The following is a 15,293-nucleotide window of genomic DNA, read 5'->3' on the forward strand; positions in this document are numbered from 1 at the left end:
TAAGTTCCGCTATTATATCATCCCGCCGGCTTCGCCGCTCTACGTTCGGCCCGCGCCGCCGAGGCCCGACTCGCGCGCGACGACGATCGCCCGCGACCGGTCGGCCACCTGCAGCTTGTTCAAGACGTTGGAGACGTGATTGCGCACCGTCTTCGGCGCGAGGCCGAGCAGACCTCCGATCTCGGCGTTGCCGCGGCCTTGCGCGACGAGAGCGAGAACCTCCTTCTCGCGGGCCGTCAGCTGCGGGAACGCATCGGACTCCGCCTCGGGCGGACGGAACGACTCGAAATAATACATCATCCGGCTCGCCAGCGCCGCGCCGAAGATCGATTCGCCGTCCGCCGCGGCATAGATCGCCCGGACGATCTCCCGCCCCCGAGCCCCCTTAAGCAAGTATCCGCGGGCGCCCGCGCGCATCGCGGAGAAGACGGTCGCATCGTCTTCCAGCATCGTCAGCATAAGCACCGCAATATGCGGGCTCGCCTTCACGATGTCCCGCGTCGAGTCGATCCCGTTCCCGTCCGGCATATGCACGTCCATCAGGACGACGTCCGGCTGCAGCGCCTCCGCGAGCTCGACCGCCTCCCGGCCGGACTTCGCCGCGCCGACGATGTCGAAGTCGGGCACCCCGCCTACGATCATCGCCAATCCTTCCAGATATATCGGATGGTCGTCTGCCAGCAGGATCGCGATCTTGTCATTCCCCTGGTCGATCTCGCCGTTCTCCGTCTTCGTCATCGCCGTATCTCTCCTTCCGATCGGGCAGTACGACGCGCACCCGCGTCCCCCTGCCCCCGCGTCCCGCCGTCAGCTCGAACGCGCCGCCCAGCTCCTCCGCGCGCTCCCGCATCGAACGGATGCCGACCCCCGCGGCGCGCGGCGCGGGGCCGAGGCCGCGCCCGTCGTCCTCGACCGTCGCCTCGAGGCCGTCCCGCCACCGCAGCGCGATCGTCACGCGGTCGGCGCCGGCGTGGCGAAGCGCGTTCGCGAGCGCCTCCTGCACGATGCGGTACGCCGCCGTCTCCGCGGCCGCCGTCATCGGCGGCAGCCGTTCCGGCGCCTCGACTTCGACGCGGAGCGACGGCTGCTCGCAGCGCAGCGCCAGCTCCCGCACCGCGAACGCCAGTCCGAATTCGTCGAGCGTCGGCGGCCGCAGCGAATACGCGAGCCGGCGCACTTCGCGGATCGCGTCCGCGATGCCCCGCTGCGCGTCCGCGAATCGATCCCGCAGCTCGGGATCCCCTTCGAACCGGTCGGCGATCGCGTCGATGCGCAGCAGCGCGCCGGCGAGCTCCGCGCCGAGCCCGTCGTGCAAATCCCGCCCGAGCCGGCGGCGCTCCTCCTCCCGCGCGGTCACGATCCGCTCCCGCGACGCGGCCACCTCTTCCGCCAACCGGACCGTATGGGCGGCCGCGCTCACCTGCCGCCCGAGGTGGCGAAGCAGCGATTCGGTTTCCGGCGTCATCCGCGGCCGCGGCCCGGTCGTTCCGAGCTCCAGCGCGCCGAGCGAATCCCCGTTCCACGTCAGCGGGAGCTCCTCGATCCGCAGCCCTTCGCGGCCGCGGCTGCCGTATTCCGCCCGCTCGTACTCTTCTCCGGTCGGTCGCCGGAGGGCGATCGCCGCGTACGGCAGCCGGAGCGACGCCGCGACGCCTTCCGCGACGGCGGCCCACATCGCGGACGGGCGCGCCGCCGCTCCCTCCAGCCGCTCCACAAGCCGGCTCATCGTCTCGTACGGACTCTCCGGCTCGCCGTAGACGAGCCGGTTCGCGCCGCGACGCAGCCGCGTATAGAGCGGATGGAACGACACCGCGACCACGCCCGTGGCGATCATCGACGCGAGCGGGTCCCGCTCCCGCAGCAGCGCGCCGACCGCGCCGACGGCGACGGCGTACAGCAGCACGACGACGAAGCCGAGCACCGTCACGAACACCGCCTTCTGCAGCGACGCATGCTCCTGCTCGCCGGAGCGCTCAAGCGCTCCGGCCCCGAACGCGAACGGCCAGAACAGCAGCCCGGCGAAGAAGCCGACCTGCACGACCAACTGCAGCAACCCGTCCTGCAGCACGTACGGCAGCGCCGTCAGCAGGCCGAACCCGACGTAGCTGCCGACGCCGGCTAGAAACCACGTCCACCGGCGGCGCTCCCCCGCCGTCGCGGCGCGCTTGGATCGGCGGGCGACCGCGTAGAGCAGCGGTCCATGGGTCGCCGTCACGAGCAGCGTCATGAAGACGGGATCCCAATTCAGCCGCGACCACGTCTCCGGGTCCAAGAACCGATATGCCTGCGCGGCGACCCAGACGGCGCTCGGCGCGAGCGTCCACCGCGGCGCGAACGTCCCGTCCGGGAAGGCGTAGAGGAAGGGCAAGTAAAACGACCCGACGTTATTGAGCATATGGAAGAAGAGCAGCGCCGCCGGCATCGACGCCAGCGCCGGTTCGTACGCGGTGAAGATCGTGCCGACCACGATCAGAAACATCGACACGGCGATCCCGTACGGATCTCGACGGCGGTACCGGTAGACGACCGCGCCGACCAGCAAATACGACATGTTCGCGATCGTCGTGAACGCCGTGAGCAGCCCGCCGTAGAACGGAGCGGACAATCCGTACCGCTCCAGGTCGCGCGCCCCGTCCTGCGTCAGCAGGAGCGGATGCGCGCAGCGCTCCGCCTCCGCCGGCCCGCACGGCGCCTGAAGCGCGGAATACCCTTCCCAGCGCGACAAGACGAAGACGACGAGCGCCATGCCGAGGACGACCCACCACGCGAAGCGAAGCCCGAACAACAACCATCTTTGCATGTGCAGCCCCCGCCGTTCTCGCAGACCTTTTGCGACCCATTATATCAAGAAAACGAGGGATCGTATCCGGTTCGGACGCGATCCCCCGCTATTTTCTCATGCCGCGGCTTGGAAGTGCCCCGCTTGCTTCTTCGTCTTCCCGGCGAACGCGTAATACCCGAGCCCGACGTAGCTGAGTCCCCATAGCACCGTCGACCAATCCGTGACGACCGGGACGAACGACAACACCGGGAACGCCAGGTAAAGCGCGAGGGTCCAGATCGGGTACACGCGCGCCCGCGCCGTCGCCACGGCGAAGCCGATCATCCCGATAAGCGCCGTCAGCGAATTGACGGCTTGCATCGCGCCGACGTTCGCGCCGTTCGCCTCCGTCGCCCCGAGCATCGTCGTCCAGACGAGCGCGGCCGTCAACGTGCTGCTGATCGAGATCAGCACGACCGAGACGAAGCCGAGGATGCCGGCACGGTGCGACTGGTGCAGATGTACGCCGAAAATGCCGATCCCCATAAGCAGGCAGGCGACGAGCCCGAACGCGAGCTCCGGTCCGCTGTCCACGCCCCAAATCGCCGCGCTAGGCGCCATTCCGATTCTAGCCGCGCCGCCGAGCAGTGCGATCAGCCCTAGCGCCTTCGTCACTTGTTCCGTATTCATCCCGAATATCACTCCTCTCTTCCGTTCCGCTGCTTCGGAACCTTTCTCAGCATAGCAACCGCCGCGTCCCGCCGTCATGGGGACGGCGTCCCGTCGGCCGGGAACCTGCTTGCGGATGTTCAGGGAAATTTATCGGAAACAAATCATTTACTTCTTATTGAGAACATACTATTCTTAATAATGAACAAATTTGTTGTTAATAACGAACGAGAGGTGCGTGATTTTGAGCGTAGTCAAAAAAACGATCTGTCTCATTGCATTGCTCAGTTGTCTTCTATCCCCTTCGGCCGCGCTTGCTTCTACCGACTCCATGCCCATGCTTTCGGGCAAGGTTCTTACCTTCGGTTCGTTTCTCGGCGACCTCTTTTCCCACTTGAAGAAGGACCATGGCTCCGGCGGCAAGAACGACGACTGGGGGGACCGCGGCGGCGGCAAGGATGACGACTGGTGGGACCACGGGGGCGGCAAGGACGACTGGCGGGACGACTGGTGGGAAGATTGCTGGGGGAACGACGACGGCCACACGGATTCGAAGAAAATCTGGGAGAAATATTACAAATGGTGATTGAAACATAGCCTGTAGACGCACGTTCGTACGGAACGGGGGCTGCAGGCTATTTTCTGTTGCGGCGCCTAGGGTTAGGTTTGCCGCTGGAGCGGTAACCGTCACCGCCGGGCACGGCGATAAAAAGCCAGCCGCCCGGCATGGAGGCCGGGCGGCTGGGCTGCAACGCTTACGCTTCGCGATTGTCGGCGACGCCGGTCGCGTCGATGTTGATGACCTCCTGGGCGGCGTCGAGGTCCTGCGGCCTCCCGCAGGTCGGGCAATAGTTCGCGTCGCCCGGAACCGCCTTGCCGCAGGAGCACGTCTTCTCGTTGCGGACGTACCGCATCTGGCGCTCGAGCGTGGCGATATCCTGCTTCAGGCCGCTAACGGCGCTGCACCACTCCTCGACCCGAGCCTCCGCCAGCGACGGGTCGCCGGCCGCGCGAGCTTCGTAGACTTCTTGACCGATCAGCGTCATATATTTCTCGATCTCGCGCTTGCGCACCGTAATTTGCGCGGCGAGCTTCGTCATTTCGACCGTCTGCTGCGCGACGTCGGCCGCCTTGGACGCGCCGGACTTCAACTTCTTCAACAGATCCATCGATCGATCTCCCTCCTCCCGACCCTCTCCCCCATTATCGGAAGGGCCGCGGGCGGTTGTCAATCCGTCCGGAGTCGGAGGCGGCTCGGACGGGACGCGCCGAACCGGCCGCCCGCCAGCTTAAGCGGGACGCCCTCCGCTTTGCCGCAAAATTTGATCGGCGATCCCCTTGACCATCGGGCAGCCGATCAAGGACGGCTTTTTCAAACAGGTCAGTGTCAGCCCTCCGTTATTCTGATTCCAAGAGTAGTGGAAATTGAGGCTCATCCCGCCCTTGCGGATCGAAAATTCGCCGGAAGGCGTGTTCGGGATATGGAATCCTTCCTTCTGTGCCAACGATCGAAGCGTCCGGAACACCTCGCTCGAGACGTTCGTGTATTTCCATGGTTCGCACGCAGCCAACGTCGCTCCTCCTCCATACCATGCTTACTACAGTGTATTATCGGAGGGAGTTGTCTCATGTGCGGACAAGACGCGAAGAGAGCCCCCGTCCGTCGCCGGTCGGGGGCTCTTCAACATACACCGCTATATCGTCACTTCCACCTCATGCGCCGCGCCGTCGTCCCGCAGCTCCACGTACGCCGCGTCCGCGCGTTCGACGTCCGCGCCGTCGATCCGGAGCCGGGGCGCCGCCCTCGAGCCTTCCGAACGGCGGACGGTGATCGCGTACCGCGTGCCGCCGAACCGGTACGTCGACGAATACCCCGGCCAATCGGAGGGCAGGCACGGATCGATATACAGCCGGTCGGCTCTGCGTCGCAAGCCCAAAATCCATTCCAGCCCGACCTGATACATCCACCCGGCCGCGCCCGTGTACCACGTCCAGCCGGCATGCCCCTCGTGAGGGGCCGCGGTGTAGACGTCTGCCGCCACGGCGTACGGCTCGCCGACGTATCGACGCACCTCCTGCTCGGTGCGGGTATGGTTGATCGGGTTGAGCATATGGAACAGCTCGAACGCCTTGTCCCCTTGGCCGAGCTGCGCCCACGCCATGATGCCCCAGAGGACGCCGTGCGTATATTGGGCGCCGTTCTCTCGGATACCGGGCGGATAGCCTTGAATATATCCCGGGCTCGGCTCGGTCCGGTCGAACGCCGGCGTCAGCAGCCGCACGACGGACAGCTCCCGATCGACGAGCTCGCGGTCGAACGACGCCATCGCCTGCAGCGCCCGCTCCTTCGGCGCGGCGCCGGAGATGACCGCCCACGACTGCGCGATGGCGTCGATGCGGCACTCGGCGTTCTCGATCGAGCCGAGCCACGTCCCGGCGTCGGTGAACGCCCGGCGGTACCATTGCCCGTCCCAGCCGTGCGCGTGCAGCGCCTCGGCGAACTTGCCGCGAGCGTCGCGATACGCCGCGGCCCGGTCGCGCTCGCCGCGCGCCGCGGCGATCGGCTCGAAGCGGCGCAGCACGTCGCAGAGAAACCAGCCGAGCCAGACGCTCTCGCCGCGGCCTTCGTCGCCGACGAGGTTCATGCCGTCGTTCCAATCGCCGACGCCGATGAGCGGCAGTCCGTGCTCGCCGATGCGCGACAGCGCCTTGTCGATCGCCCGCACGCAGTGATCGTACACGCTGCCGACGTTGCCGGACCGCCGCGTCTCCTCGTAGCGCTCGTGCTCGCCTTCGCGCAGCGCGTCGCTCGTCAGGTACGGCGCCGTCTCCTCGAACAGCGTCTCGTCCCCCGTATGCTCGACGTATCGGGACGTCACGTACGGAAGCCACAGCAGGTCGTCCGAAAACAGCGTCCGGATGCCCCGCTCCGTCTCTTCGTGCCACCAGTGCTGCACGTCGCCCTCTTCGTATTGATGCGCCGCGTGAATGAGCACTTGGCGACGCGTCAGCTCCGGCATCGTATGCAGCATCGCGAGCGAGTCCTGCAGCTGATCGCGGAAGCCGTACGCGCCGCCCGCTTGGTAGAAGGCGGTCCGCGCCCACATGCGGCAAGCCAGCGACTGGTACAGCAGCCAGCCGTTCATCATGACGTCGGTTTCCGGAGACGGCGTAGACACTTGCGTTTGGCCGAGCGTCCGATCCCAGAACGACTGCATCTCGGCATACGCCCGTTCGCTGACGGCGGCATCCGCGTACTTCGCGGCGAGGCTCGCGGCATCGATCTCCGACGCCCCGCAGCCGAGAAGCACGTACAACTCCCGCTCCTCGCCCGGCGCCAACGCGAAGGTCCGCTGGACGGCGCCGCAGGAGGCGTAATGCACGCCCGTCCGGCCGGACAGCCGTTCGCGTTCCAAGGCGGCCGGCCGCGCCGCATCCCGGTTGCGCCCGATAAATTCGAGTTGATCTCCCGTCCAGGAGAGCTCCGAAGCGTCGTCGCGTTCCCCGAAAATGCCAAGGAACCCCGTTGCCTCGCGGAACGTCTCTTGATACGTATTCCGCGCCGTCAAGATGCGCGCCTCCGCGTTCCAAGCCGTCGCGACGTACGACGCGTTCGCCGGCCGCTGCACGCCGAGCACCCACTCGGCGTAATACGTCAGCGACAAGCGGCGCGGCGCGGCGCCGTCGTTGCGGACGCGAAGCCTCATGATCTTCACCGGGTCTTCGAGCGGCACGAACAGAGTCAGCTCGTGGCGCAGCCCGCGACGCGCGTGCTCGAACCGCGTATACCCGCGGCCGTGCTCGACGGCGTACGGTTCCCCTACGGCGCCGGCCGGGGCGACGGTCCAGCTGTCCCCGCTCTCCTCGTCCCGGAGATACCCGAGCTCCGTCGGCGGGTCGAGCACCGGATCGTTCGACCACGGCGTCAGCTTGCACTCCCGGCTGTTCCGCCACCACGTGTAGCCCGTGCCGAGCTCGGAAACGAGAAAGCCGAAGGTCGGGTTCGCGACGACGTTGATCCATGGCGCCGGCAAGGGATTGCCGTTCTTCAGCAGCAGCCGGTACGACTTCCCGTCGGCCGAGAAGCCGCCCCAGCCGTTGGCGAACTGCCATTCCGCTTCTTGCGCGTCGATCGGCGCCCCGGCGGAGCGCTCCTCCGACATTGCGACCGGCTCCAGCTTCGGCGGCCAGGCGCCGCGCTCGTCCCGCCGCGGCAGTCGCAGCTGCGCCGCGAGACTCGGTCCGCCCGCCTTAAGGCTGACGCGCGCGACGGAAAACAACAGCGTGCGGTCCTCCTCGGGAATCGAGTTCGCCGGGATGACGTGAATGCCGGCCGCGCCGGCGCCGAACCGGTCGACGCCGTGCTCGACGGCGCGCTGCAGCGCGTCCTGCAAGTCCTTGTAATACCCGCCGTCGGATTCGTTCAGCAGCACGAGGTCGAACGACAGGCCGAGCCGACGCAAATACTCGTGCCCCGTCAGCAGCTTCATTACGAAAGGCAAGTGGCTCCGGTTGTCGATCGTCGTCAGGACGACCGGGCGGTCGCCGGAGACGCCGTACGCCCACAGCCCCGACTGCCCCTTCGCGTTCCGCGCGATGTACGCTTCCCGCTCGCCGCGCAGCGGCGGCGTGTACAGCACTTGGCCGGCGAACTTCTGGAAGCCCACGGCTTCCTTATGCGACAGATTCAAGTTGCGCAGCTCGATGCGGGTCCGGTTCCATGCCATCTGGAACGCGCGCTCCGCCTCGACCGCGTTCGCGAGCCGCATGACGACGCCGGTCGCGGCGTCTCTCGTGTCCGCGACCGCGGTGACGGCGAACAGCTGCACCGACTTCCCCGCATCGACGCGCACGCGCCGCCGCATGACGAACGCCGGGTCGGCCACCGAGCCCGCCTTCCCGCCGAGCCGCCGCCGAATCGATTGCGGCTCCGCCAAGCCGCTGCCGCGGCCGACGAACGCGGCCCGGTCGGTCTCGTATTCGGCCGGTCCGAGCGTCGGCCCTTCCGCCGCGAGCGTATGCGCCGCCCACAGCGTCTTATCCTTCGCTTCGCGCGGACGCCGGCCGGCGACGAGGCAAGAGGCGTCTTCGTCGAACGCCGTACGCACGAACAGCTTGCTGAACGCCGGATGCGCGTCGTCCGCGATCGGCGAGGCGAGCGACAGCTCCGCGAACGTCGTCACCTCAAGCACCTTCGGCGCGTCGGCGTGGTTCGTGAGCGTCAGCCGGCGCACCTCCGCGTTCACCTCCGGGGACACGCACACCTCCAGCGTCGTGCGGACGGCGCCGTCTCTCCGCGAGAACGTCGCGCGCTCCAGCTCGAAGGAGATCAGCATCTCGTCGGGCGCCGTTCGGCACGGCTGATAGCCCGCCGACCACAGCCGATCCGCTTCGACGTCGCGAATGTAGACGTAGCTGCCCCAAGGGTCGCGCACCGGGTCTTCCCGCCAGCGGGTGACCGCGACGCCCTCGAAGCGGCTGAAGCCCCCGCCGCCGTTCGTCACGACGACCGAGTACTTGCCGTTCGACAGCACGGCCGCTTCCGGCACCCGCGTCTGCGCGGTCGTAAACTCCCGCACCTCCGCCGGATCGGGCGCCATCCGCTCGTGCGGCTCGTGCACCCGGCGCAGCGCCGGGTGCTTGATGAGCGCCGGCTTCGCCGGCAGCCGCTCCTGAAGCAGCAGCTCGGCGGCTCGCACTTCCTTGTCGCGGTGGAAGCGATCGATCATAGTCCTTTGCAGAAGAAGGTTGGACAACGTCAGGAACGCCATCCCCTGGTGATGCGCCATGAAGCTCTGCACGACCATGTGCTTCTTGCCCTCCGGCATGCGCTCCGGCGTGAAGTCCATCGCCTCGTAATATCCGTACTTGCCGCGGGCGCCGAGCGACGCCATCCGCTGCAGCGACCGCATCCCCTCTCGCTTCGCCCAAGGCAGCGCCATGATCGTGGCGTACGGCGCGAGCACCAAATCTTCCTCGAGCCCGCGCTTGAAGCCGAGCCCGGGCACGCCGAACGCGCGGTACTGATAGTTCAGCTGGTGATCGTAGGCGAAGAAACCCGATTCGGAGATGCCAAACGGCACGTCCCGTTGCTTCGCGTATTCGATCTGCCGGTCGACGACGGCGCGGTACGTGTTGTCCCACACCGTGTTCCGGTACGTGCGCATGAGCAGCCACGGCATCAAATATTCGAACATCGTGCCGGACCACGACAGCAGCACCGGCCGGCCGCCCGCCTTCGTCATCGTCCGCCCGAGCGCGTTCCAGTGCGAGACGGACACTTGGCCGAGCGCGATCGCGACGAAGCTCGCCTGCCTCGCTTCCGACGCCATCAGGTCGTATAACACCGTATCCCGCTCCTGCCGCGTGACGTGGTAGCCGAGCGAAAACAAATTCGACTTCGGATCGAACAGCGGGCGGAAGTTCGTCTTGTGCACGAGCGCGTCGAGACGCGCCGCGAGCCGGCCGCCCCGCTCCGCCACCCCGGTCCGCGGATGCCGCCCTCGCGCGCGCGGCGCGAGCTCTTCGGCGAACGCCACCTGGAACTCGTCCTGTCCTCGGCCCCGCGTGCCGGTCTCGGACGGACCCTCGCCGCCCCCGGCGATTTCCGTCTGCAGCCATTCGACCAGCCCTTGGCGGACCGCCATCAAGCACGCGACGAAGTTGCCGGAGTCGACCGTAGATACGTACACCGGGTGCAGCGGCGCGAGCGTCGTCGTATCGTACCAGTTGTAGAGGTGGCCCTCCCACTTCTCCATCCGTTCGATCGTGTCTACCGTTCGTTCCAGCCGCTCCACGAGCCCTTCGGTATCGATGAAGCCGAAGTCGCGCGCCGCGACCGCGCATGTCATATACAGCCCGATATTCGTCGGAGACGTGCGATGCGCGACGCCGTTGGCCGGCTCGATCTGCACGTTGTCCGGCGGCAGGTAATTGTCCTCCGCCGTCACGAAGTCTTCGTAGAACGTCCAGATGTCCTGCGATAACGCGCGCAGCTCGGCCTCTTCCTCTTGGGAAAAGGATTCCGTCTCCCGCTTCGCCGGCCGGTCGAGCCAGCGCACGGCGAGCGGCGCCGCCAGCCAGATCGCGGCCAGCAGGACGCCGATCGCCGCGACGGCGCCATTCGCGACTTCGACGCCGCCGAGCGTCGTCAGCGCCGACGCCGCGACGAGCAGCGCGAGCGCGGCGCCGCCGGCGAAGCCGACGAGCGCCGGCGCCCCCTTCGCGCCGCTGCTGCGCTCGACCTCGGCTTGGCTGACCCACTCGAGCAGGCGCCGCTTCGACACATACAGCCGGTGCAGCGTGCGCGCGATCGCGTCCGCCATGAGCGCCGCCTGGAACGGCAGCGTCAGCAGCGCGACCGCCGCATGGCCGAGCGATACCGCGAGGCCGCGGGGCTTCCGGACGAGCGCGACCGGGGCGAGCAGCTGCCGCGCCACGGGCAGCAGCAGCGTCGCGAAGACGACCGCGTACCAGCGGATCGCCGGTCCGGGCAGCGCGGGCGCCAGCAGCAGGACCGCCATCAGCGCCGGCGAGACGAGGCTGCGCCGCAGGTTATCGACGATCTGCCAGCGGGTCAACGCCGATAGATCGATCGGCGCCGGGGCGCCATGCCGGTCCGGACCCTTGGCCCGGAGCCACGGCAGCAGCTGCCAGTCGCCGCGCACCCAGCGATGCTGCCGCTTCTGATGCGCGCGGAACGTCGCCGGGTGATCGTCGATCAGTTCGATGTCCGACAGCAGGCCGGCGCGCAGGAAGCCGCCTTCGAGCAGGTCGTGGCTGAGCACCCGATTTTCCGGAATGCGGTCGCATAGCACGGCGTGGAACGCGTCGAGATCGAAGATGCCCTTGCCCGTGAAGATGCCTTGCCCCATCGCGTCCTGATACGGATCGGATACGGCGAAGGCGTACGGATCGATGCCCGGCTCGCCGGACCACAGCGCCGCCAGGCGGGATCGCTGCACGCTCTCGTGGCTCATGCCGATGCGCGGCTGCAGCACCCCGTACCCTTCGATCACGCGCGTGCCCGCCCGGTTGAGGCGCGGGCGGTTGTAGGGCAGGTGCATCGCCCCGATCATCCGCTTCGCGCTCTCGAGCGGCAGCTGCGTGTCCGCGTCCAGCGTGATGACGTATTTGATGCGGTCCAATACGGAGGCATCGCCCTCGACCGTCGCGTACGTCGTGTCGCGGCGTCCCTTCAGCAGCTCGACGAATTCGACCAGCTTGCCGCGCTTCCGCTCCCAGCCCATCCACGTCCGTTCGACGTCGTTCCGGACGCGGCGGCGGTGAAACAGGTGGAACGTCGTCTCCGGGTACGACGCGTTCAATCGTTCGATCTCCGCTTTCGCCGCCTGAATGACAAGACGATCCGTCGGCGTCTCCTCCGCGTCGGCGTCCTTGAAATCGCTCAAAATCGCGAAGCGGATGTTCGGATCGCGGTTCGCCAAATAATGCATCTCCAGCCGGTCGGCGATCGACCGCACTTCCTCGATCGACGACCAGATGACCGGGATGACCACCATCGTCGTCGCATCCGCGGGCACGCCTCGCGAGAAGTCGTAGCGCAGCAGGCGGATCGGGCGCTTCGCGCGCTCGATCACCCAGTGCGCCGCGGCGACCGCCCATTCGCTTGCCGGCAGCGCCAGCGCGGCCAGCGCGGCGATCCAGCCGATTGCCGTCCAGCGGCCGCCCCCGCCGAATAGTCCGACCCAGGCCGCGAAGACGAGCATCACAGCCGCGAAGCAGGCGCCCAGCAGTTGGAAGTACGTGCGCGTCGGACGCCGTTGCAGCCGGTTCTCCGGCAGCGCGCCCGTCTTGCCGCAAGCCTTGAGCGCTTCGCGCAGCTCCGCGACACCGTCCGCCTCCAGCAAATAAAAAGCGGCGTTCGTCCGTCGGGCGCGCGCGCCCGTCGCGGCCGTCGGCGCTTCCTCCTCGTACGCGGCGTTCGCGAGCTGAACCGCCTGCGAGGCGACGAGGTTTTCCGGCACCCGCATCCGGCGGGCGAGCTTCTCGACGCGGCGCCGCAGCGTATCCCGGCTCGCTTCGTCGAGGCGAGGGTAGTCCCCCGCCCGCTCCTCGCGCAGCGTATGGTCCACGAGGCAAAGCCGCTCGAACAAGTCGCTGCCCCGCAGGCGCGACAGCTTCCGCAGGCTGCCCATCAGATTGCCGGTGGTCACCTGATACGCCGCCTGCAGCTGAAACTCGTAGGAAAGGATGGAGTCTAGGCTGTCGGGCCCGTTTTCCAACTTGCACACGAGCCATTCGCCCACATTCGCCATATCCTCGGCATGCTCACGCAGATGCTGCACGAGATGCACCGTCATCGCGCCGGAGAGCGGCATCTGCTGGCCCGCGTCTTCGAGCGCCTGCTTCAGCCGCTCCGCCGTCAGCTCCGACGGCTTGATGCCGCCGAGCACCCGTTCGACCAGCTTGCAAATCTGTCTCCGCTCGCGCACCGTCTCCATCAGCGCCGCCAGCCGGCGGATAACCTCGATCTTCAGAAACAGCGGCAGCGACCAGGCTTCCGCGATCGTCAACACGGAAACCTCTTGATACGAATTGACGTAAGCGACGAACGATTCCTCGTTCCACTGCCCGTCGGTATGTTCCAGATAATCGTCGCAGATGGACGTTACTCGCAATCGACCGCTCTTGGCGTTGTAAGGCAGCTTCCGAATGAGCGTGGAGGATCGCTCCTCTTTAATCGAAAACGCCTCCGCCTCGATGAATTCCGCATGATCGAGCAGCCACTCTTCGGCCGGCTGCGTGCATGTGCCGCGATCTTCATGCAATGCTTTGACGAAATCGCGCAGGCGATCCAGGTCGGCTTCGATACTGCCCCAAAGCCGTGCGGACGACGTACGCTTCATGAAGGGGTCGTGTTGTAGCGCGAGCTTATGCGATTCTTGCCTCATTTGTTCGTCATTCAAAAACATGCAGACCTCCAAACGAGCATGATGGTAAAATAGTGAACTTCATTACCATTCCTCATTTGGAAGATTTTTATGACATCCAGAGAGAAAAAAATCGTCGAAGCGTAGCGAAAACAGCGAGAACGACGCCGAATCGGTCTCTCTCTCGACTCTTGGACTGCGTTAAGGAATAGGAAAGTTCCTTATTTTCGTCGCGAGTCCTTGAAAGCGGGGAATAGGGAACAACGATGTTCCCTATTCCCGCGTTTTCCGCCCGAAACGGGGGACTTCCGGAGGAATAGCGAACATTCCTGTTCCCTATTCACCCCTATGGAAGCAAGAACTCGAACATAGGGAACTTTCTTTTTCTCTATTTTTTGCGGAAACGCGAAGAAGAGCCCCGACACGGTGTCGGAGCCCTTCTTGCCTCAGTGGCCGACCGGCACCGGGGCGGACGCTTCCTCGCCCTGCCCCTTCGCCGGGATTTCCATCCGCGCCTTGCCGAGCATGAACACGAAGATCAAGCCGACGAGCGGAATCAGGATCGAAATCCAGAACAGGAACGAGATCGAGCCGGCCAGCGCCGTCGTCGCGCTCGTCAGCGCCTCCGGCGGAATCGCCGCCCGCGCCTCCGGCACGACGAGCGCCCGCGGATCCGCGAATTGCGCCGCGGCCGCCGCGTCCGGGAACGCCTCCTCGATCCGCGCCTTGTAGCTCGCCTTCTGCACGACGCCGAGCACCGTCACGCCGAGCGCCGAGCCGATCGTCCGGAAGAACGTGATCAGCGAGATCGCCGTCCCCTTGTACTGCGGCGGAAGCCCGTGCAGCACCGAGAGGTTCAGCACGACGAAGTTCACCCCGATGCCGAGCCCCACGAGCACCATGTACATCGTCACGACCCACCGCGGCGTGTCGATCGTCATCGTGCCGAGCAGCACCATCGAGACGGCCAAGAGGATCGTCGAGATCAACATGATGTTGCGGTACGACATCCGGCTCACGAGCGGCCCGCCGGCCATGCTGCTCGCGACGACCGCGAGCATCATCGGCGTCAGCGTCATGCCCGCCGCGCTCGCCGATTCGCCGTAGACGCCTTGGATGAACAGCGGAATGTACGTCGCCCCCGACACCATCAGGATGCCGTAGAAGAAGCCGATCGCCTGGCTCGCCGTGAACAAGCGGTTCTTGAACAGCTTCAGCTCGACGATCGGGTCCGCCGCCCGCCGCTCCGCGACGAAGAACAGGACGAACGCGACGATGAACAACGCGAACAAGCCGATGATTTGCGGCGAGCCCCAGCCGTACGTCTCCGCGCCGCCGAGCTCGATCGCGAACATGAAGCCGAGGATGGCCGCGACGAGCGTCGTCGCGCCGAACCAGTCGATGCGCTGGCGGTTCGCGACCTTGCTCTCGCGAAGCCCAAGCTGGATGAGCGTCAGCGCGACGATGCCGATCGGCACGTTGATGTAGAACACCCACCGCCAGTCGATGTAGTCGGTGATGTACGCGCCGAGCGACGGGCCGAACACGCTCGAGAGCCCGAACACGGCGCCGAACAAGCCGTTCATCTTGCCGCGCTTCTCCGGCGGGAAGACGTCGAAGATGACGGCGAAGGCGATCGGCATGAGCGCCCCGCCGCCGATGCCTTGGATCGCCCGGTAGGCGATCAGCTGCTCCATCGTGCCGGCGACGCCGCACAGCACCGAGCCGAGCAGGAAGACGACGAGCCCGAGCTGGAAGAACAGCTTCCGTCCGTAGATGTCCGACAGCTTGCCGAAGATCGGCGTCGCGATGACGGTCGCGATCATGTAGGCGGAGAATACCCAAACATAATATTCGTACCCGCCGAGCTCCGTCATGATCGTCGGCATCGCCGTGGAGACGATCGTCTGATCCAGGGCGCCGACGAAGAGGCCGAGCAGCAGCCCCGCGACGACCCAATTGAGTTTCGT

Annotated in this window: 8 protein-coding genes; 1 reads left to right on the forward strand and 7 read right to left on the reverse strand. The window is 66.3% G+C overall.

Going from position 1 to position 15,293, the window contains the following annotated elements; translation table 11 throughout:
* Positions 1–39: 39 nt before the first annotated feature.
* The 3 genes from RIN49_RS18945 to RIN49_RS18955 form a co-directional block, all read right to left on the reverse strand.
* A complete protein-coding gene (locus tag RIN49_RS18945) occupies positions 40–738 on the reverse strand; it encodes a response regulator (protein WP_309121720.1) in 699 nt (232 codons plus the stop codon).
* A complete protein-coding gene (locus tag RIN49_RS18950) occupies positions 698–2,800 on the reverse strand; it encodes a sensor histidine kinase (RefSeq protein WP_309121721.1) in 2,103 nt (700 codons plus the stop codon). The genes RIN49_RS18945 and RIN49_RS18950 overlap by 41 nt, the downstream gene beginning before the upstream one ends.
* Before the next feature lie 96 nt (positions 2,801–2,896).
* Positions 2,897–3,451: a hypothetical protein gene (locus RIN49_RS18955; RefSeq protein WP_309121722.1), complete on the reverse strand. Its 555-nt coding sequence runs from the start codon at positions 3,449–3,451 to the stop codon at positions 2,897–2,899.
* A gap of 373 nt (positions 3,452–3,824) precedes the next feature.
* Here RIN49_RS18955 and RIN49_RS18960 point away from each other — a divergent pair, with 373 nt between their 5' ends.
* Complete coding sequence (locus RIN49_RS18960; RefSeq protein WP_309121723.1) at positions 3,825–4,016, forward strand: hypothetical protein; 192 nt, start codon at positions 3,825–3,827, stop codon at positions 4,014–4,016.
* 169 nt (positions 4,017–4,185) lie between these two features.
* On the opposite strand, the gene RIN49_RS18965 is transcribed toward RIN49_RS18960, so the two are convergent.
* From RIN49_RS18965 to RIN49_RS18980, 4 genes are all read right to left on the reverse strand, one after another.
* Positions 4,186–4,599 carry a zinc ribbon domain-containing protein gene (locus tag RIN49_RS18965; RefSeq protein ID WP_309121724.1) on the reverse strand — a complete coding sequence of 138 codons (414 nt, stop codon included), beginning with the start codon at positions 4,597–4,599 and terminating at the stop codon, positions 4,186–4,188.
* A 120-nt stretch (positions 4,600–4,719) separates the two neighbouring features.
* Positions 4,720–5,001, reverse strand: coding sequence for a hypothetical protein (locus tag RIN49_RS18970; RefSeq protein ID WP_309121725.1), 282 nt, complete (start codon positions 4,999–5,001; stop codon positions 4,720–4,722).
* Between the two features lie 123 nt (positions 5,002–5,124).
* A complete protein-coding gene (locus tag RIN49_RS18975; protein WP_309121726.1) occupies positions 5,125–13,365 on the reverse strand; it encodes a GH36-type glycosyl hydrolase domain-containing protein in 8,241 nt (2,746 codons plus the stop codon).
* Positions 13,366–13,769: 404 nt separating this feature from the next.
* Positions 13,770–15,293: MDR family MFS transporter (locus RIN49_RS18980; RefSeq protein WP_309121727.1), on the reverse strand; the 1,524-nt coding region annotated here is incomplete at its 5' end.

This window comes from Paenibacillus sp., assembly GCF_031177825.1.
GTDB lineage: Bacteria > Bacillota > Bacilli > Paenibacillales > YIM-B00363 > Paenibacillus_AE.

Coding starts and splice junctions, on each gene's coding strand:
- RIN49_RS18965 (WP_309121724.1), bottom strand. CDS start 4,599: ATGGATCTGTTGAAGAAGTTGAAGTCCGGCGCGTCCAAGGCGGCCGAC.
- RIN49_RS18975 (WP_309121726.1), bottom strand. CDS start 13,365: ATGTTTTTGAATGACGAACAAATGAGGCAAGAATCGCATAAGCTCGCG.
- RIN49_RS18950 (WP_309121721.1), bottom strand. CDS start 2,800: ATGCAAAGATGGTTGTTGTTCGGGCTTCGCTTCGCGTGGTGGGTCGTC.
- RIN49_RS18945 (WP_309121720.1), bottom strand. CDS start 738: ATGACGAAGACGGAGAACGGCGAGATCGACCAGGGGAATGACAAGATC.
- RIN49_RS18955 (WP_309121722.1), bottom strand. CDS start 3,451: ATGAATACGGAACAAGTGACGAAGGCGCTAGGGCTGATCGCACTGCTC.